The following is a 17984-nucleotide window of genomic DNA, read 5'->3' as shown; positions in this document are numbered from 1 at the left end:
AGCCGGGCATTCCACCCAGGGCGGAATGCCCGGCCCTCCATCGTGGGAAATACCTAGTCTGAGGACGTGAGCAACCAAGCGCCGAACCAAGCCCGCGTGATTCCCCTGCGCCCGCCTGCCGCGCGCCAGGGGAACGCCCGCCCCGCGTCCGAACGCCCCGCCGCGACCCCGCCACGCCAGGCCCCGCCCCGCCAGGCCCCGCCGGCCCCCGCTCCCCTCGAACCCCGCGCGCCGAAGGAACCCCTGTGGCGCGACCTGGTCGGCGACGTCCTGCGCCGCGAACGCCTCGCCCAGGACCGCACCCTCAAGGACGTCGCCGACGCGGCCCGGATCTCCATGCCGTACCTCTCGGAGGTCGAGCGCGGCCGCAAGGAGGCCTCCTCGGAGGTCCTCGCGGCCGCCGCCCATGCCCTCGGACTCGGCCTCGGCGACCTGCTGTCCCTGGCCCAGGGAGAGCTCGGCCGACAGCGGTCCACGGGTCGCAGGGCGTCGGGCACGCCGTACAACGGGCTGTGCCTGGTCGCCTGACCGGTGCCCGGCGCCTCAGACCCTCACGAGGCGCCGGCTCACCACCTCGTCGGCCAGCCCGTACGCGACGGCTTCCTGCGCGGTGAACACCTTGTCCCGGTCCATGTCCGCGCGCAGCGTCGCGATGTCGTGGTGCGTGTGCCGGGACAGCACCTCCTCGACCTGGGAGCGGATCCGCACCATCTCCTTGGCCTGGAGGGCGAGATCGGAGACCATGCCCCGGCTGCCACCGCTGGCCGGCTGGCCCAGCAGTACCCGCGCGTGCTCCAGGACGAACCGCCGCCCGGGATCCCCTCCGGCCAGCAGGACGGCCGCCGTCGACGCGGCCTGCCCCACGCAGAAGGTCGAGATCGGGGCCTGCACGTACGTCATCGTGTCGTAGATCGCCATCAGCGAAGTGAACGAGCCACCGGGCGAGTTGATGTAGATCGCGATCTCGGACTCCGGAGCGGACGACTCCAGATGGAGGAGCTGCGCGATGACGACGTTCGCCACGCCGTCATCGATCTCGGTGCCGAGGAAGATGATCCGCTCCGACAGCAGCCGGCTGAACACGTCGTAGGACCGCTCGCCCTGCGGGGTCCGCTCGACGACGTTCGGAATCGTGTAGGTCCCCATGTCACAGTCCCATCCGTCGCTTCGAGGCGGCCGGGCGGACGTCCGCGAGGGACTCCACGACCCGGTCGACCATGCCGTACTCCCTGGCCTCCTCGGCCGTGAACCAGCGGTCGCGGTCGCCGTCCCGGGAGATGGTCTCCGGGCTCTGGCCGGTGTGCTCCGCGGTGATCCGCTCGATGCTCCGTTTGAGTTGATCCAGATTCTCGGCCTGGATCTCGATGTCCGCGGTGGTACCGCCGATGCCGGCCGACGGCTGGTGCATCATGATCCGCGCGTTGGGGAGCGCGTAGCGCTTGCCGGGAGCGCCCACACTGAGCAGGAACTGGCCCATGCTCGCCGCGAAGCCCATGGCGAGCGTGGAGACGTCGTTCGGGATCAGCCGCATGGTGTCGTAGATGGCCAGGCCCGCGTGCACCGAGCCGCCCGGGCTGTTGATGTACAGGCTGATGTCGGTGCGCGGGTCCTCCGCGGACAGGATCAGCAGCTGGGCGCAGACCCGGTTCGCGGAGACCTCGTCGACCTGGGTGCCCAGCAGGACGATGCGCTGGGCGAGCAGTTGGGCGGCCAGGTGGTCGTCGAACCGGGTGGGCGGGGTGTCGCCCTCCTCGGCCCGCGGAGCGAGCGTGGTGAGTGGAGTCATCGGTTCTCCTCGTCGAGGCTCGGATGCCGTCGACTCCACTCTTGACCTCGGGCGACGCGTTTGAGCGGTTTCTCTGCCCGCGGCAGATTCGCCGCGGGCAGAGCGGACCGCCAAGGCCCCCTGTCGCGTCAGCCGGCGTCCTTGTCGCGCAGCTGCCGGAAGAAGGCCCGTACGTCGCCCACCAGCAGGTCCGGTTCCTCCATCGCCGCGAAGTGCCCGCCGCGGTCGAACTCCGTCCAGCGCACGATGTTCTCCGTCCGCTCCGCCTTGTGGCGCAGGGGGATCTGCGGATCGCCCGGGAAGGAGGCCACCGCGGTCGGCGCGGTCGAGGGCTCGTCGGGGGCGGCGATCCGTTCCCCCTCGGCGTGGGCGCGCTCGTAGTAGACGCGGGCGGACGAACCCGCAGTACCCGTCAGCCAGTACAGCATCACGTTCGTCAGCATCAGGTCCCGGTCGACGGCCTCCTCGGGCAGCTCCTCGGAGTCCGTCCACTCGCGGAACTTCTCCACGATCCAGGCGAGTTGACCGACAGGCGAGTCGGTGAGCGCGTACGACAGGGTCTGCGGCCGGGTGGACTGCACATGGAAGTAGCCCGTCCCGTCCCGGAACCACCGGGCCCAACGGCTCCACGAGGTGAGCGTGCGCTCCCGCTCCTCGGGGCTCAGCGCCTGAAGTTCCCCGGGCGTCGGCTCGGTGGCGGCCTGCGCGCCGGGCAGCAGGTTGAGGTGGATGCCGATGACCCGGTCGGGGTGGACCCGGCCCAGCTCGCGGGAGATGCCCGCGCCCCAGTCGCCGCCCTGGGCGCCGAAACGCTCGTAGCCGAGGCGCGTCATCAGCTCGACCCACGCGTCGGCGATCCGGCGCGCCTCCCAGCCGGTCTCCCGGGTGGGCCCGGAGAACCCGAAGCCGGGAATGCTCGGCAGCACGACGTGGAAGGCGTCGGCGGGGTCACCGCCGTGCGCGGCCGGGTCCGTCAGCGGCCCGACGATGTCGAGGAACTCGACGATCGACCCCGGCCAGCCGTGCGTGATGACCAGGGGGGTGGCGTCGGGCTCGGGCGAGCGGATGTGCGCGAAGTGCACCTGCGCGCCGTCGATCTCGGTCGTGAACTGCGGCCACTGGTTCAGCCGCGCCTCGGCCGCCCGCCAGTCGTAGTCGTGCCGCCAGTACCGCACCAGGTCGCGCAGGTAGTCCGACGGCACCCCGTAGGCCCAGCCCACGCCGGGCAGCTGGTCCGGCCACCGGGCCCGGTCGAGGCGGTCGTGCAGGTCGTCCAGTTCGCTCTGCGGTATGTCGATGCGGAACGGATGGAAACCGCTGGCGCTGTGGGCGGGCGAAAACGTCATGACCGTGATGCTAGGCGCGAACGGTGTAACAGCCACCTGGATTGTTCTCCCGCGCGACCGATGAGTTCCGGGGCGAGGATCGGTCGACACAGGTGACCGTGTTCCACACGCCCAGGAGGACTCATGACCACCGACGGATTCACCACGTGCCTCTGGTTCGACGGCCAGGCCGAGGAAGCCGCCCACTACTACGTGTCGATCTTCAAGAACTCCAGCATCGGACGTGTCGGCCGCAACGTCGAGGGCGGAGCGGGCCCGGTCGGCTCCGTGCTGGCCGTGGAGTTCACGGCGAACGGCCAGAAGTTCGTCGCGCTGAACGGCGGCCCGCAGTTCACATTCAACGAGTCGGTCTCCTTCCAGATCTTCTGCGCGAACCAGGAGGAGATCGACTACTACTGGACCAAGCTCACCGAGGCCGGCGGCGAGCCCGGCCCCTGCGGCTGGCTCAAGGACAAGTACGGCCTGTCCTGGCAGGTCGTCCCCGAGCACCTGATCGACATGATCAGCGACCCGGACCCGGAGAAGGCGTCCCGTACGACCAAGGCCTTCATGGCGATGAGCAAATTCGACATCGCCGCCCTGGAGCGGGCCTACGCGGGCGAGTGACATGACTGTCCGGGCGAGCGGCCACGGTCCACGACGGGCGTCGTGGCCGCACCCGGTCATTCCGCCTCGGCGAGGATCTCCCCGATCACATGCCGTGAGTTCTGAGCCACCGGCGGATTGGTGTGCCAGTAGAACGGCAGCGCGATGACCGCGACCGACAGCGCCCAGCCCCGAGCGCGCGCCCATTCCGCCTCGTCCACGCCCACCGCCTCACGGAACAAGCCGCGGACCGCGGCGGGCAGCAGGCACCACGCCGTGATCAGATCGACGGCCGGATCACCCACACCCACGGTGGCGAAATCAATCACGCCGGTCAGCCGTCCGCCCGTGACCAGCAGATTGCCGGACATGAGATCGCCATGTGCCCAGACCGGCGGCCCGGCGTACTCCGGGGCGCGCAGTGCCTCCTGCCACCGGGCCGTCACCGCGGCGGTGTCCACCCTGCCCTCCAGCTGGTCCAGCGCCGCGCGCATCGCCTCGTCCCGGCCGGCCAGCGGGCCACCCCGACAGCCGGGCGGGCCGCCGTCGGGATCGATCCGGCGCAGGGCACCGATGAACGCCGCGAGGTCCTTGGCGAGCAGATCAGGCTCCGTCAGGGCGCCCACGACCGGGTTGCCGCCCCGCAGCCAGCGGTACACGGACCAGGGCCACGGGAACCCGGCGCCGGGGCCGCCCAGGGCGAGCGGCTCGGGCGTGGCGAAGGGCAGCCGCGGGCCGAGCACCGGCAGCCAGCGCTGCTCGTGCCGCACGTCCCCGACCGCACCGGGGTGCCGGGGGAGCCGTACGACCAGATCCGTACCGAGCCGGAACACGGCGTTCTCGGTCCCCGAGGACTCCAGGCGCTCCACGGGCAGCCCCGCCCACCGGGGAAACTGCTCGGCGATCAGTCGCCGCACCAGCGCGACGTCGATGTCGACTTCGCCTTCACGCATCTTCATGGCACACACCCGGCCCATCCCAGCGGACCGACGGCCTTCGCGTCGAAGGGTTTTGCCGGGGCGGGGACGTGGCGGGCCGCCGGCGGCCCGATGTGTCCCGGTCACCCGTTCGGCGCGCGGCAGGGCGGGTGGATGGATAGCGTGAGAAACCGGACCATTCACCGATCGGGAGAGGGCCGCAGAAATGGCCGTACAACCTGAGGGAACCCCCTGTTGGGCCGATGCGATGTTCAACGACGTCGAGGGAGCGAAGCGCTTCTACGGTGACGTCCTCGGCTGGACCTTCGGCGACGCGTCGTCGGAGTACGGCAACTACACGCAGGCCTACGTCGACGGGAAGGCGGTCGCCGCCGTCGTACCGCCGATGCCGGGCCAGGAGGGGCAGTCGCAGTGGTGCCTGTATCTCGCGTCCCCGGATGCCTCGGCCACCGCCGGCAAGATCCGTGAGAACGGCGGCGAGGTGCTGATGGAGCCGATGCAGGTGGGCGACTTCGGCACGATGTGCCTGGCCCGCGACCCCAGCGGCGTCGTCTTCGGGGTGTGGCAGGCGGGGACCCACGAGGGCTTCGAGGCGCCGCCCCAGCAGGCCGGCGCGTACTGCTGGGCCGAGGTCTTCACCCGTGAGCCGGAGAAGTCGGACCCGTTCTTCCCGGCCGTCTTCCCGTACACCGTCAAGCAGATGCAGGACGACGCGGTCGACTTCCGTATGTTCCAGGTGGGCGGCGACATGGTGCTCGGCCGGATGAAGATGGGGGAGGAGTTCCCGCCCGAGGTGCCGCCGTACATCAATGTGTACTTCACCGTCGACAACTGCGACGAGGCCGTCGCCCGGGCCACCAAGCTCGGTGGCGTGCTGCGCTTCGGGCCCATGGACACCCCGTTCGGGCGTTTCGCCGCCATCAGCGACCCGCAGGGCGCGAGCTTCTCGGTGATCGATGTGACGACGACGGCGGGGGAGATGCCGCAGGTCGCGGACGTCTCCTGAGGTGTGTCCGAACGTCCCGCGCGGCCATGGCATGATCGGACGCATGCGTGAACGTGTGGTGGCCGCGTGTGACGGGGCTTCGAAGGGAAACCCCGGGCCGGCGGCCTGGGCCTGGGTCGTCGCCGACGAGTCGGAGACTCCGACCCGGTGGGAGGCGGGCCCGCTCGGCAAGGCCACCAACAACGTGGCCGAACTCACCGCCTTGGAACGGCTGTTGGCGTCGACCGACCCCGATGTGCCACTGGAGGTCCGGATGGACTCCCAGTACGCGATGAAGGCCGTCACCACCTGGCTGCCCGGCTGGAAGCGCAATGGCTGGAAGACGTCCGCGGGTAAACCGGTCGCCAACCAGGAACTGGTCGTGCGCATCGACGAACTGCTCGACGGCCGCTCGGTCGAGTTCCGTTACGTGCCCGCCCACCAGGTCGACGGGGACCGGCTCAACGACTTCGCCGACCGCGCCGCGAGCCAGGCCGCGATCGTGCAGGAGCCCGCGGGCAGCGGCCTCGGTTCGCCCGAGCCGCCGGCCGCACCGGACACGCCCGCGACCCGCGCCCCGCGGACCCGTTCGGGCGGGGCCAAGGCGGGAAGCAAGGCCGGTACCAAGACGTCCGGCCGGAGCGGGGGCGGCTCCGCGCGGACCATCAAGGCGAAGTTCCCCGGCCGCTGCGTCTGCGGACGCCCGTACGCGGCCGGGGAACCCATCGCCAAGAACGATCAGGGCTGGGGCCATCCGGAGTGCCGTACGGCCGCCGCCGGATAGCGCGCGGCGGTCACACGACCGCGCCGCGCCACCCCCCGGTCTCCTGACCGCGCTCCTCGATGAACTTCTTGAAGCGTTCCAGGTCGCCCTTGGTCTGCCGCTTCACGAACCCGAGCTTGTCACCGACCTTCTCGGTGACGCTGTCGGGGTGGAAGTCCATCTGCAGCATCACCTTGGTGTGCTGCTCGTCGAGCCGGTGGAACGTCACCGCACCCGCCTGCTTCGCCTCGCCGCCGACCGTGGTCCAGGCGACCCGCTCGTCCGGGATCTGCTCCGTGATCTCCGCGTCGAACTCCCGGTGCACCCCGTTCACACTGGTCACCCAGTGCGTGAGCGTGTCCGTGCGCTGCTCGATGCGCTCCACCCCGTTCATGAACTCGGGGAACGACTCGAACTGGGTCCACTGGTTGTAGGCGGTGTGCACGGGGACACCGACCTCGATGGATTCCTCGACCTGCGACACAGGTGATCGCCTCCTTCGTCTCGTCGGATGGTCCGGCGCGAGTACCCGTGACCTGCGCGGTAAACCGCGAACCGGAGATCGTCGGTCGATGTCGACGGTGTCCGAGCGGGCGGCGCGATGCGCGAGCCCACGCCAGGCACACCCCCTCCTGCTACCCTGCGTTGCTGATCACTCACCTTGAGTGATCACCTCGATGGAACCAGTCGATGGAACCGAGTGAACCAGGGGTGCGCGTGAAGGTCGCCTGTGTCGGTGGCGGGCCCGCCGGGCTGTATCTGTCGATCCTGCTGAAGCGACGGGATCCCTCCCACGACATCACCGTCCACGAACGGGACCCGGAGGGATCGACCTACGGCTGGGGTGTGACCTACTGGCGCGGACTGCTCGACAAGCTGCACGCGCACGACCCCGAGTCGGCCCGTGCCGTGGAGGAACACTCGGTGCGCTGGAACCACGGCGTCGCCCATGTCCGGGACATCGTCACGCGACACCCGGGTGACGAAGGCTTCGGCATCGGCCGGCACCGACTGCTGGAGATCCTCGCCGGGCGAGCCCGGTCCCTCGGCGTGCGGCTGGAGCACGAGCACGAGGTGACGGACCGCAACCTCCCCGACGCCGACCTGGTGGTGGCGGCGGACGGTGTACGCAGCGCACTGCGCACCGGGCACACCCACCGCTTCGGCGAGGAGAACAGGGCCGGCCGCAACCACTACATCTGGCTCGGCACCACCAAGGTCTTCGACGCCTTCACCTTCGCCTTCGTCGAGACCGACCACGGCTGGATCTGGTGCTACGGCTACCCCTTCAGCCCCGAGCGCAGCACCTGCGTCGTCGAATGCGCCCCCGAGACCCGCGCCGGACTCGGACTGGACCGGGCCGACGAGGCCGACGGACTCGCCCTCCTCGAGAAGCTCTTCGCCGACGTGCTCGACGGGCACGCCCTGATCGGCCGCTCCTCGGGACAGGGCCGCGCCCAGTGGCTGAACTTCCGCACCCTCACCAACAAGACCTGGCACCACGGCAACCTCGTCCTGCTCGGCGACGCGGCCCACACCACGCACTACTCCATCGGCGCCGGAACCACCCTCGCCCTGGAGGACGCCATCGCCCTGGCCGGAGCGCTCCACCAGCACACCGCCCTCCCGCAGGCTCTCGCCCACTACGAGCGGGAACGCAAGCAGGCCCTCCTCTCCATCCAGAGCGCGGCCCGCTACAGCGCCCAGTGGTACGAGAACCTGCCCCGCTACATCCAGCTGCCCCCGGACCAGATGTTCGCCCTGCTCGGCCAGCGCCACTCGCCCCTGCTGCCGTACGTCCCGCCCCAGCTGTACTACCGGATGGACAAGGCGGTCGGGCAGCTGGAGAGCTTGCGCCGGTTCAAACGCTGGCTCGGCCCGAAGGTGGCACGGACCGTGCACGCGCGGGCGCTGGCCTCCCGCAAGTGACCCCGTCTCGTTCCCGGGGCCCTCGTGGCGGATGACACACTGACGCCATGGACGAGCGCACATTCGACAGGTCGCAGCAGCACGCATCCGTTGTCGGTCTCGGGACCTGGCAACTCGGCGCCGACTGGGGGGATGTCGACGACAAGGAAGCCGTGGCGGTGCTGGAGGCGGCGGCCGAGTCGGGGGTGACCTTCTTCGACACGGCCGACGTGTACGGCGACGGACGCAGCGAGCAGACCATCGCCGCCTTCCTCGGCGGCCGTCCCGATCTGCACGTGCTGGTCGCGACCAAGATGGGCCGCCGTGCCGAGCAGCTCCCGGAGAACTACGTCCTTGACAACTTCCGTGCCTGGAACGACCGTTCACGCCGCAACCTCGGGGTCGACCGTATCGACCTGGTGCAGCTGCACTGCCCGCCGACGCCCGTCTACTCCAGCGACGAGGTCTTCGACGCCCTCGACACCCTGGTCGAGGAGGAGCGCGTCGCCGCCTACGGCGTCAGCGTGGAGACCTGCGCGGAAGCCCTGAGGGCCATCGCGCGGCCGGGTGTGGCGAGCGTGCAGATCATACTGAACCCGTTCCGCATGAAGACGCTGCGCGAGGTGCTCCCCGCGGCCCGGGAGGCCGGCGTCGGCGTCATCGCCCGGGTTCCGCTGGCCTCGGGCCTGCTGTCGGGCAAGTACACCAAGGACACGGTGTTCCCCGACAACGACCACCGCACGTACAACCGGCACGGCGAGGCCTTCGACGTGGGGGAGACCTTCTCCGGCGTGGACTACACGACCGGCGTCGAGGCCGCCGCCGAGTTCGCGGCGCTCGCCCCGGAGGGATACACCCCGGCCCAGCTGGCGCTGCGCTGGATCATCCAGCAGCCGGGGGTGACCAGCGTGATCCCCGGCGCCCGCTCGCCGGAGCAGGCCCGCGCCAACGCGAGGGCCGCCAAGCTGCCGGAGCTGTCCGAGGCGACGCTGACCGCGATCAGCGACCTCTACGACCGGCGGATCAAGGAGCAGGTGGAAGCCCGCTGGTAGGGCTCAGGGCTCCAGGATCAGCTGCCTCTCCCGCTCCTGGTCGCCCGAGGCCGATCCCTGATCGTGCGTGGCGAAGGTCCGGGCCAGCGTGCTGCTCGCCTTCTCCACGGCCTGCGGCGTGCCCTGCACGGTGACGGTGACCGGCGCGGACAGGGGATCGGCGGTGCCCTGCGCCGCGGCGGCCGGCCCATCCGCCGCACTGCTGTCGAAGGTGGCCGTGTGGACCGTGGCGTTCTGGTCGGCGGGCAGTTCCCGCGCGGAGCCGAAGGCGGGCTCCAGGGCCCGCACGACCGCCCGCGCGTCGGCGGTGCTGCCGCCGCTGAGTGTGACGGTGAGCTCGGTGTCGGACATGGTCAACGGGACTCCTCGGATGGTTCGGCGTCGGACAGGCCGGTGGCGTGACGGCCTGAGCCGTCACGCCATCCGTCCCGCGGTCCGTGTAACCGTCCGGTGATCGCTGAAACAGTCGCCCGGACGGCGGTTGTCCACCGCTCAGAAGCGGCCGCCGGTCAGGCGGGTGACCGGACCGTGAGTCAGGCGCTCGGAACGGCGGCCCGCCGCGAAGGACGCGGCACCCAGCGCGGTCAGACCGGCGCCCACGCCCGCGGCGACCAGCTTGCGGTTGCTGATGACCGTCCACGCGGTCTTCGCGCCGGCGGCCACCTGTCCCGAGGCCGAGACGATCGCCTGCCGTCCCGTCTCCACGCCCCTGGCCGCGGTCTGCGCGGCCGTGCTGGTCGCGTCGGCCGCCCGCTGCGCGCCCGCCTTCGCGGCCGAGGCCGCCTCGTCGGTCTTCCTGGCGGCTGCCCGTGCGGTCTGTGTCGCCGGGGCCGTCGCCTGGTTCGCGGTCTGCCGCGCCTTGGTGGTGGCGGTGGTTGTCTTCTTGTTCGTTTCCTTGTCCGATTCCGTCATGGGAACCGGTTTGCCGTTCACCTCCGTCGCAAACACGTTCGTGGGGCCGCCTTTTGGTCGCCGTCCCGACTGGTCAAGAAGGCGTAAAAGAGGGAACTCGGTGCACAAGAACGAAGCGAAGTTCGATCAAGCAGGGGAGGAAACTTGTCGGCCACCGGGAAAGACGCGGACACGGACCACACGGGGCGCAACGAGACGGAGGAGGAGAGAGCCGACCGCAAGTGGGGAGAGCTCATCCAGGAGGTGCGGGTCGCCCAGACGGGCGTACAGATCCTGTTCGGTTTCCTGCTGACCGTCGTGTTCACACCGAAGTACGCGAACCTGGCCGGCACGGACAAGAACATCTACATCGTGACGGTCGTGCTGGGCGCCTGCGCCACCGGCGCGCTGATCGGTCCGGTGTCCCTGCACCGCCTGGTGTCCGGCCGGCGGGTCAAGCCGCAGTCGGTGGAGTGGGCCTCCCGGCTGACCTTCGTCGGCCTGGTGCTGCTGCTCGCCACCATGACGTCGGCGCTGCTGCTGGTCCTGAGGGTGGCGACCCACGACGACTTCGTGCCGTGGCTGGTCGCCGCGGTGCTCGCCTGGTACCTGCTGTGCTGGTTCTTCGTGCCGCTGCTGGTCCGGCAGCGCCACACGACGAAGTGACGCCGGGGGCGTCGGGCTGACGGTCGTGCGGGGGCCGAGTGCGGGACACCGGTCATCGGGCCCACGCGGAGCGCGGAACGTGTCCCACCGGGTGCCCGGAGGCCGCCCCGGGTGGCCAGGAAGGCGTCAGCCGCCTGGCCACCGATCACCGCTGCCGCCCGCTCCGGCGAGAGCGGCCCGGCAACTCACCGGCACCCCGCGTCAGCCGTCGGCGAGAACGTCCTGGAGGAAGTCGTCGATCCGGACCTGCTCCCGGCCCGGCGGCACGGCCGCCCGGGTGTCCCGCAGGAAGGCCGCCACCGCCGGAGCCCACGCGAACACCACGGCGCGCTGACGGCCGCCGTCGGGGCGGGCGTCGCCGAGGAACTCGACGCACAACTCCTCCCACATGCCGGTCGAGGACGGCCGCATCCGCACGTCACCGACCCCGACCCGCCTGCGCAGGCCCTCGGTGAGCATCTCCCGGTCCAGCCGCCACCGCGCGAGCACCCGGCCGTCGTGACTGAACACCGCGGTGACGGCGGACGGGTCCGCCGCGTCGTAGCTGAGGTGGGCGAGCACCGGGCAGCGCTCGGCGGCGCCCGCCTGGAGCTGCACGACGAGCGTCTTGTGGACGAACGAGTTCACGAGAAGGCCTCCGGGGAGAACAGTCATAGAGACCTCTAGTACCCCCGTCGGGCGCAAGATGCTCAGCTCTCCGGGTGATTTGCTCGCGCTCCGCGCAGCGAGGTGATGCAGGAGGCGATGGCGCGCTGGAGTTCCTCCAGCTGTTGGACCATGTCGTCCTCGTAGAAATCCTGGGCGTCGTCGAAGGTCAGCTCCTCGAAGACCTTGGTGGCCCGCTGGAGGCTGCTGTAGAACTTCGTCCGCCGTTCCTGGACGCGCAGTTCGGGATCGGACTCCACCGCCTCGACGACGAGCGACTTCATCGTGTCGTAGGCCTCGGAGGCCCACTCGCCGGTGTCCTCGTCCTCCTCCAGCTCGTCGAGCAGGGACAGGTGCCGTTCCGCCTCCTGACGGACGTCGACGGGCGCGTCGATGGTCTGGCCCGCGGGGGTCTTGACCTGGCCCGACTCGGCGATCTGGCGGACGTATCCGATCCGGTCGGCGGACCTGCTCTCACTGGCGACGGCCTTCTTCAGGTCGTCGGTGCGCACCACGTCCCGGGCCCACTCGGCCTGCAGTTCGGGGTCTTCACGGACCCGGTCCAGCAGGGCCTGGCGGGCCGCCCGGGCGGTGGAGGGGTCGGCGAGGATCGCGGCGCGCAGCGCGGTCGGGTTCTCGGCGACCTCCAGCGCCTTGGTCGGCCGGATGCCCTCGGCCTCGGCCGCCTCCGTGATGGCGGTGCCCCGCTCGGAGGTGGCGCTGTTGCGGGAGACGTAGTAGCCGAGCCACACGTCGGCGTCCGGCAGTTCCACCTCCTGGCCGGGCGTCAGCGCCTCGAACTGCGGGACCAGGCCGTCGTCGGCGGCCCGGTCCCACGCCTTGTAGTAGCGCATGACACGTTCGGGCGAGCAGCCGGCCAGTTCGGCGAACTCCTTCGCCGACACCTTCGGTGTCTCGTCCGCGCCCTGGCCGCCGGGCCGCACGCTGCGCGCCACCATCAGGCCGAAGGCCCATCCTCCGGTGCGCGCGTAGACGCCGAACTCGCGCGCGTCCCGCGCCACGAGGTCGGACAGGGGCACGGGGGACGTCTCGGACGGGACGATCGACAGTGTCACGGGTGACTCTCCTGGGCAGGCTGGTCGAACTGCGCTGGTGCGGGCGGAAGCCTATTGCACTCCCGCCGGCGCCCGGGCAGCCCCCGTGCCGTCAGCCCAGTGCGTCGTGCAGCGCGGGCAGCAGCGTCTTCGCCGACCAGTCCAGGTACGCGGGCTGGGACTCGCCGCCGATCTGCACCAGGGCGATCTCGGTGAACCCGGCCTCGGCGTACGGCCGTACCGCCTCGACGAAGTCCTCCGGGTCGTCGCCGCACGGGATCGAGGCGGCGACGTCGTCGGGCGTGACGAACTGGGTGGCCGACTCGAAGGAATCCGGGTGCGGAAGCTCGGAGTTGACCTTCCAGCCGTTGCCGAACCAGCGGAACTGGGAGTGGGCACGCTTGACGGCCGCGTCCCGGTCCGGGTCGTAGCACACCGGCAGCTGGCCCACCCGCGGCTTGCCCTGGCCGCCGTGCCGGTCGAAGGCGTCCAGGAGGCCCGCCTTGGGCTCGGTGGCGATCACCAGGTCGGCCAGCCGGCCCGCGAGGGAGCAGGACTGCTCACCGGAGACGGCGAGGCCGATCGGCGGCGGCTGGTCCGGCAGGTCCCACAGACGGGCCGACTCGACGTCGAAGTGCGTACCGCGACGGTTCACGTGGCGGCCCTCGAAGAGCTCGCGGATGATCTCCACCGCCTCTTCCAGCATCTCGTGCCGTACGTCGACCGACGGCCAACCGCCGCCCACCACGTGCTCGTTGAGATTCTCCCCGGAGCCCAGCCCCAGCCGGAACCGGCCCTGAGACAGCAGCTGCATCGTCGCCGCCTTCTGCGCCACCACCGCGGGGTGGTAGCGGAAGCTCGGACACGTCACGTACGTCATCAGCGGAATGCGGGACGTCGCCTGGGCGGCGGCCCCCAGCACACTCCACGCGTACGGCGAGTGACCCTGCGTACGCAGCCACGGGAAGTAGTGGTCCGACGTCACCGAGAAGTCGAAACCCGCCTCCTCGGCCCGGACCAGGTGGTCGACCAGGTCACGGGGGCCGGCTTGTTCGGTCATCATCGTGTAGCCGATTTGCACCATAACGGCCGGGTCCCCGGTCAGCGGCAGGGAAAACGGGCCGATCGCCGCCCCCTCGGGTCACGGCGCCCGACCGGCTTCACGGCGCGCCGGCGCACCCAGCCGCTGCAACCGGCGCGGCTGCGCTCGATGTGGGCGCCGCGCGGCTCGGCTCAGTCCGAGGTCGGCCGGAACGTTTTCAGGAAGGCGTCCAGAGCCTGTCGGTTCGCGGAGTCGTTCCAGTCGGCGGCCGGTGTGGTCCAGCGCAGGGAGAAGCTGCGGCTCTCGCCGATGAGGAAACCGCGGCCGAACGTGCGCGTCTGGGTGCCGTGGGGGTCGTCGGCGAGCCATTCCATGTCGGCGGCCTTACGCCCCTGGTAGGTCGTGGCGCGGATCTCGCCGATCCGCCGGAAGCCGATGTCCGCCTGCTCCAGACGCGGTTGGACGTCGTCGCGCCAGACCGCGACGGGGTCCGGGCCCACTCGTTCGCTGTAGGTGACGGCGAGCGTGCGCGGGTCGTCGTCCTTTCCGAAGGTCACGCGATACGAGAGGTCGCCCTGGCGCGAGGTGTTCAGCGCCTTCCAGCCCGCCGGAAGAGCCACGGAGAAGCCCTCCGGTGACCGGTACACGCTGAATCCGGCGGGGAGCGCGTTGCCAGAAGGAGAAGGGGACGGGGACGGGGGCGGCTTGCGCGTCGGTGTGACGGTGGGTGTCGGCGTGGTGGGTGTCGGAGCGGTGGACGTCTCAGTGGTGGGTGCCGGTGAACTGGGCGGCAGGGAGGTCTGTCCCTCGGTGGCCGGGGTCGAGGCGGGCGGCCGGGACGCCGCGCTGCCGGAGCCGGAGTCGGTGCCCGGCAGTTGGCGGGTCACGGCGAGGACCGCGACGGACACCGTCACGACGGCCAGGGCGGTCCCGGCGACCATGGTCCGGCGACTCCACACCGGGCCCGTCTGGTAGAGGCCGCGCCGACGGGGCTTGGGGAGCGCCCGCAGGGCGTCCTGCGGTTCCTCGTTCAGGACCCGGGTGAGAGCCTCGCGAACCACCTGGCGGGTCAGCCGTTCCCGGGAGTTCTTGCGCAGCAGCCCCTGCACGGTCTGGGCGAGCGGTCCGGCGTGCACGGGGCTGCGCAGCGGAAGCCGGTCCACCCCGCGCAAGGTGGACTCCGGCCGGTCCCGGTCGCGGAACGGCGGCCGGCCCTCGAGCATCGTGTACAGCATCGCCCCGAGCGCCCACAGGTCGGCGGCCGGCCCGATGCGTTCGTCGCGGGCCTGCTCGGGCGAGGCGTACGACGGTGCGGTGATCCGGGGGGCCAGGGTCGCGCCGGTCAGCCCGAAGCCGGTGAGGACGACGGCACCCTGGTCTCCCACGAACACCTGGCCGGGACTGAGCTCGCCGTGGGTGATGCCCTCACCGTGGGCGGCCTCCAGCACGTCGAGCACCTCCAGGCCGATGCGCGCCGCCCGGGCGAAGTTGAACGCGCCCTGCTGGGTGATGAGTTCCGTCAGCGGCACACCGTCGATCCATTCGGTGACGACCCACAGGTTGCCGTACTCCACGACGGCGTCGACCACCTCCGCGACCTGGCCCGGACACACCCGGCCCATGGTCTCGGCCATCCGGATGACGCGGGCGGTGGCCCGGCGCGCACTGTCCCCGTCCAGGTCGGCCGGCAGCCCGATCTGGGTGAGGAGACGGGGCCGCCCGGCCCCGAGGTCCTCGCCGTACCAGCAGATCCGGTTGGTTTCGCGGTGGACGACCTCCAGGAGCCGGTACCTTCCGGCGACCAACTCGTGTGTGGACACGTGCGCCTTGACCATGTCATCCCTCGCTGAACCCCTGGCTCTCACCTTTCACAGAGGTACGAGGGGTACGACGGGGTGCGTTCAATGAATTCGCGACTGAAGTGCATTGCTTCCCTTTTGTTCAACCGCTGTATGACAGGTCAGGGGAACCGCACGGTCGCTGAACGGGGTCGACACGGCCGGGTCGGCGGCGGCCCGCTCTCAGAGGTCGCGTCGCACCAGGAAGTCCAGCAGGGACCGCAGATCGTCCCCGGCCGCCGGTTCCAGGGGCGTCTCGGCCAACAGCGCCTCCACGGCGGCGATGTGCCGCCGGGCCTCGGTCAGTGCGGCCGACCTGCCACCCGCCTCCTCGATCAGCGCGGCGGCCCGCGCGGGCTCCGCGTCGGATTCCAGCAGGGCGGCCAGCCGACCGGCCGCGGGGGACGGGGAGTCGAGCGCGGCCAGGACCGGGAACGTCTTCTTCCGCTCCCGGAGGTCGCCGTGCACGGGCTTGCCGGTGACGGCGGGGTCGCCCCAGATGCCCAGCACGTCGTCGACGATCTGGAACGCGACCCCCAGATGCCGTCCGGCCCGGTCGAGCGCGGTGACCACGGCGGGCGGCGCGCCGCCGAGCAGGGCCCCCAGCCCGGCCGCGCAGCCCAGCAGGGCACCGGTCTTGTGCTCGGCCGTCGTGCGGTACTCGACCGTCCGCACACGGCGCGGCCCCGCCCAGGGACGCGCGGCGAGCAGCAGATCGTCGGCCTGGCCGCGCACCAGGTCGCCCAGCGCCACGGACAGCAGACGCAGCGCCTCCGGGCCCGCCGACGCGCCGGCCAGGGTCTCGACGGCCAGCGCGAAGAGCGCGTCACCCGCGAGAACCGCCGGGCCCGTGCCGTACGCCTTCCACACGGTCGGCCGGCGTCGCCGGGCCGCGTCGCCGTCCATGATGTCGTCGTGCAACAGGGAGAAGGTGTGCACCAGTTCCACCGCGACCGCCGCGGGGACCGCGGCCCGTCCGGGCGCGCCGACGGCCTCGGCCCCGAGCACGGCCAGCGCCTGGCGCACCCCCTTGCCGCCGGTGGACCGGGTGGGCTCGCCTCCGACCTCGCACCAGCCGAACGCGTAGCCGGCCATCTCGCCCACCCACGGGTGCAGTCGCCCGACCGCCTCCTGGAGCGCGGGCCGCACCAAGCCCCGGCAACGGTCCAGGACTTCGGGGGCGGCGACCGCCGACGTCAGCGCCGTCACCGTACGGCCTGTGCCGGTGCGCCGAAGGCTTCCCGCGGCTGTCCGTGTGACACCGCCGGCGAGTGCTCCGGTGGGTCCGTCAGGATGCCGAACTCCTGCTGCGCCCGCGCCACCATCTCCTTGGCGTGCCGCAGCCCGAGCCGCTCCAGGGTGCCGGCCAGGTCGGACAGTTCGGCGGCGGTCTCGGCGCGGTCGCGGCCAAGGCGGGCCCGGGACTTGGCCAGACCGAGCCGCGCCAGCGCGGTGCCGCGCGGCTCGCTCATGTCACGGAACTCCGCGAGCGCCTGCTCGTAGCAGTCCCGGGCCTCCGCGTGACGCCCGGCGCGGTACAGGACGTTGCCGCGCATCTTGTGGTTGTAGGCCAGCGCGCTGGACAGCTTCATCGCGCGGCAGGTCTCCTCCGCCTCGGACAGCAGGCCGAGCGCGCGCTCCGTGTCCCCGTCGCGCACGGAGACCACGTCGGCGAGCCCGCGCAGCGCCCAGGCGTGTCCGCGCCGGTCGTCGGCGCGTGCGGCTATCTCGGCCGCCTCCTCGAACAGGGCGTACGCCGTGTCGAGGGAGCCGGTGTTGCGGTGGATCTGCGCGATGCCCTCCAGCGCCCACACCGTGTGCCGGGCCTCGCCCCGCCGCCGGGCCTCGGCCAGCAACTGCTCGTGCAGCCGGCCCACCGCCTCGTAGTCGCCCTGGATGCGTCCGGTCTCGGCGAGTCCCGCCAGCGAGTAGCCGCGGACGACGATGTCACCGCCGCGTTCGCCGAGTTCGGCCGCCAGCTCCAGCAGACGTCGGGCCAGGGCGAACGCGCCGCGCTGCCGGGCCAGGGTGCCGCCGCTCCACAGCGCCCAGGCCATCGCCGCGGTGTCCCCGGCCTCACGGGCCGCGCGGTAGCTCGCCTTCCAGGCCCGGTCGGCCTCCCCGATCCGGCCGAGCCGTCGGTGTGCCTCGGCGACCGCGAGCCCGCAGCGCGCGGCCTCCCCGTGCTGCCCCGCCCGCTCCGCGGCCCGTAACTGTTCGGTACCTGCGGCCAGTACCTCGGTCAGCGAGGAGTTCACTGACAGGGTGGTGAGGGCGCCCTGGTACTCCGGGGCGAATGCCTTGCCGTACATGCCTGCCTCTCGGTCGCCATGCCCGTCATGTCTACACATGATGTATACATGGGGTGTATAGCGCGCTGGGATCCTGCCCCGGTTTATTGGGCCGCGGCGTCATCTGTTGTCGATCAAGACGGCGGGGTGGTCGCCGGGGTTGCCTGTGCGGCGTAGATCACATCAGTGCGGC

20 protein-coding genes are annotated in these 17984 nt (G+C 71.3%); 7 read left to right on the top strand and 13 right to left on the bottom strand.

The features are described 5' to 3' along the window. The first annotated feature begins 66 nt into the window (after positions 1-66). Entirely contained in the window at positions 67-528 is a 462-nt protein-coding gene (locus ACFYRY_RS02160; RefSeq protein WP_389139101.1) for a helix-turn-helix domain-containing protein, read from the top strand. 15 nt (positions 529-543) lie between these two features. Here ACFYRY_RS02160 and ACFYRY_RS02155 read toward each other — a convergent pair whose 3' ends face one another. From ACFYRY_RS02155 to ACFYRY_RS02145, 3 genes are all read right to left on the bottom strand, one after another. Continuing rightward, positions 544-1146, bottom strand: a complete 603-nt coding sequence (locus tag ACFYRY_RS02155) for a ClpP family protease (protein ID WP_389139099.1) — start codon at positions 1144-1146, stop codon at positions 544-546. 1 nt (position 1147) lies between these two features. After that, entirely contained in the window at positions 1148-1786 is a 639-nt protein-coding gene (locus tag ACFYRY_RS02150) for an ATP-dependent Clp protease proteolytic subunit (RefSeq protein WP_389139097.1), read from the bottom strand. A 128-nt stretch (positions 1787-1914) separates the two neighbouring features. After that, positions 1915-3132: an epoxide hydrolase family protein gene (locus ACFYRY_RS02145; protein ID WP_389139095.1), complete on the bottom strand. Its 1218-nt coding sequence runs from the start codon at positions 3130-3132 to the stop codon at positions 1915-1917. Positions 3133-3255: 123 nt separating this feature from the next. Here ACFYRY_RS02145 and ACFYRY_RS02140 point away from each other — a divergent pair, with 123 nt between their 5' ends. Next, entirely contained in the window at positions 3256-3738 is a 483-nt protein-coding gene (locus ACFYRY_RS02140) for a VOC family protein (RefSeq protein ID WP_389139093.1), read from the top strand. A gap of 56 nt (positions 3739-3794) precedes the next feature. On the opposite strand, the gene ACFYRY_RS02135 is transcribed toward ACFYRY_RS02140, so the two are convergent. Beyond that, positions 3795-4670 carry an aminoglycoside phosphotransferase family protein gene (locus ACFYRY_RS02135; protein WP_389141020.1) on the bottom strand — a complete coding sequence of 292 codons (876 nt, stop codon included), beginning with the start codon at positions 4668-4670 and terminating at the stop codon, positions 3795-3797. 190 nt (positions 4671-4860) lie between these two features. On the opposite strand from ACFYRY_RS02135, the gene ACFYRY_RS02130 reads away from it, so the two are divergent. Together ACFYRY_RS02130 and ACFYRY_RS02125 are read left to right on the top strand one after the other, a co-directional pair. Further along, positions 4861-5661, top strand: coding sequence for a VOC family protein (locus ACFYRY_RS02130; protein WP_389139091.1), 801 nt, complete (start codon positions 4861-4863; stop codon positions 5659-5661). Between the two features lie 31 nt (positions 5662-5692). Beyond that, the gene (locus tag ACFYRY_RS02125) at positions 5693-6424 is read left to right on the top strand and encodes a ribonuclease H (RefSeq protein ID WP_389139089.1); all 732 of its coding nucleotides are present in this window, start codon (positions 5693-5695) and stop codon (positions 6422-6424) included. 10 nt (positions 6425-6434) lie between these two features. On the opposite strand, the gene ACFYRY_RS02120 is transcribed toward ACFYRY_RS02125, so the two are convergent. Next, positions 6435-6887 (bottom strand): SRPBCC family protein, encoded by a 453-nt coding sequence (locus tag ACFYRY_RS02120; RefSeq protein ID WP_389139087.1) that lies wholly within the window; start codon positions 6885-6887, stop codon positions 6435-6437. A gap of 206 nt (positions 6888-7093) precedes the next feature. Here ACFYRY_RS02120 and ACFYRY_RS02115 point away from each other — a divergent pair, with 206 nt between their 5' ends. Both ACFYRY_RS02115 and ACFYRY_RS02110 read left to right on the top strand, forming a co-directional pair. Then, positions 7094-8332 carry an FAD-dependent monooxygenase gene (locus ACFYRY_RS02115; protein ID WP_389139085.1) on the top strand — a complete coding sequence of 413 codons (1239 nt, stop codon included), beginning with the start codon at positions 7094-7096 and terminating at the stop codon, positions 8330-8332. Positions 8333-8379: 47 nt separating this feature from the next. Beyond that, on the top strand, positions 8380-9363 hold the full coding sequence (locus tag ACFYRY_RS02110; RefSeq protein WP_389139083.1) for an aldo/keto reductase: 984 nt from the start codon (positions 8380-8382) through the stop codon (positions 9361-9363). A gap of 3 nt (positions 9364-9366) precedes the next feature. Here ACFYRY_RS02110 and ACFYRY_RS02105 read toward each other — a convergent pair whose 3' ends face one another. Together ACFYRY_RS02105 and ACFYRY_RS02100 are read right to left on the bottom strand one after the other, a co-directional pair. Beyond that, complete coding sequence (locus tag ACFYRY_RS02105; RefSeq protein WP_389139081.1) at positions 9367-9714, bottom strand: hypothetical protein; 348 nt, start codon at positions 9712-9714, stop codon at positions 9367-9369. 141 nt (positions 9715-9855) lie between these two features. Next, positions 9856-10275, bottom strand: coding sequence for a hypothetical protein (locus tag ACFYRY_RS02100; RefSeq protein WP_389139080.1), 420 nt, complete (start codon positions 10273-10275; stop codon positions 9856-9858). Positions 10276-10419: 144 nt separating this feature from the next. Here ACFYRY_RS02100 and ACFYRY_RS02095 point away from each other — a divergent pair, with 144 nt between their 5' ends. Next, a complete protein-coding gene (locus tag ACFYRY_RS02095) occupies positions 10420-10920 on the top strand; it encodes a DUF6328 family protein (protein WP_389139078.1) in 501 nt (166 codons plus the stop codon). A 201-nt stretch (positions 10921-11121) separates the two neighbouring features. Here the strand turns inward: ACFYRY_RS02095 and ACFYRY_RS02090 are convergent, their stop codons facing one another. From ACFYRY_RS02090 to ACFYRY_RS02065, 6 genes are all read right to left on the bottom strand, one after another. Then, positions 11122-11547, bottom strand: a complete 426-nt coding sequence (locus ACFYRY_RS02090; protein WP_389139076.1) for an SsgA family sporulation/cell division regulator — start codon at positions 11545-11547, stop codon at positions 11122-11124. Positions 11548-11609: 62 nt separating this feature from the next. Continuing rightward, entirely contained in the window at positions 11610-12641 is a 1032-nt protein-coding gene (locus tag ACFYRY_RS02085; protein ID WP_389139074.1) for a hypothetical protein, read from the bottom strand. A 91-nt stretch (positions 12642-12732) separates the two neighbouring features. Then, the gene (locus ACFYRY_RS02080) at positions 12733-13704 is read right to left on the bottom strand and encodes an LLM class F420-dependent oxidoreductase (protein ID WP_389139072.1); all 972 of its coding nucleotides are present in this window, start codon (positions 13702-13704) and stop codon (positions 12733-12735) included. Between the two features lie 149 nt (positions 13705-13853). Beyond that, the gene (locus ACFYRY_RS02075; RefSeq protein WP_389139070.1) at positions 13854-15497 is read right to left on the bottom strand and encodes a serine/threonine protein kinase; all 1644 of its coding nucleotides are present in this window, start codon (positions 15495-15497) and stop codon (positions 13854-13856) included. A 186-nt stretch (positions 15498-15683) separates the two neighbouring features. Further along, the gene (locus tag ACFYRY_RS02070; RefSeq protein WP_389139068.1) at positions 15684-16709 is read right to left on the bottom strand and encodes a polyprenyl synthetase family protein; all 1026 of its coding nucleotides are present in this window, start codon (positions 16707-16709) and stop codon (positions 15684-15686) included. Then, positions 16706-17812 carry a tetratricopeptide repeat protein gene (locus ACFYRY_RS02065; RefSeq protein WP_389139066.1) on the bottom strand — a complete coding sequence of 369 codons (1107 nt, stop codon included), beginning with the start codon at positions 17810-17812 and terminating at the stop codon, positions 16706-16708. The genes ACFYRY_RS02070 and ACFYRY_RS02065 overlap by 4 nt, the downstream gene beginning before the upstream one ends. Between the last annotated feature and the right edge of the window lie 172 nt (positions 17813-17984).

This window comes from Streptomyces sp. NPDC005263 (assembly GCF_042872365.1).
Classification (GTDB): Bacteria; Actinomycetota; Actinomycetes; order Streptomycetales; family Streptomycetaceae; genus Streptomyces.
This window is presented reverse-complemented; position numbering and strand designations above follow the sequence as displayed.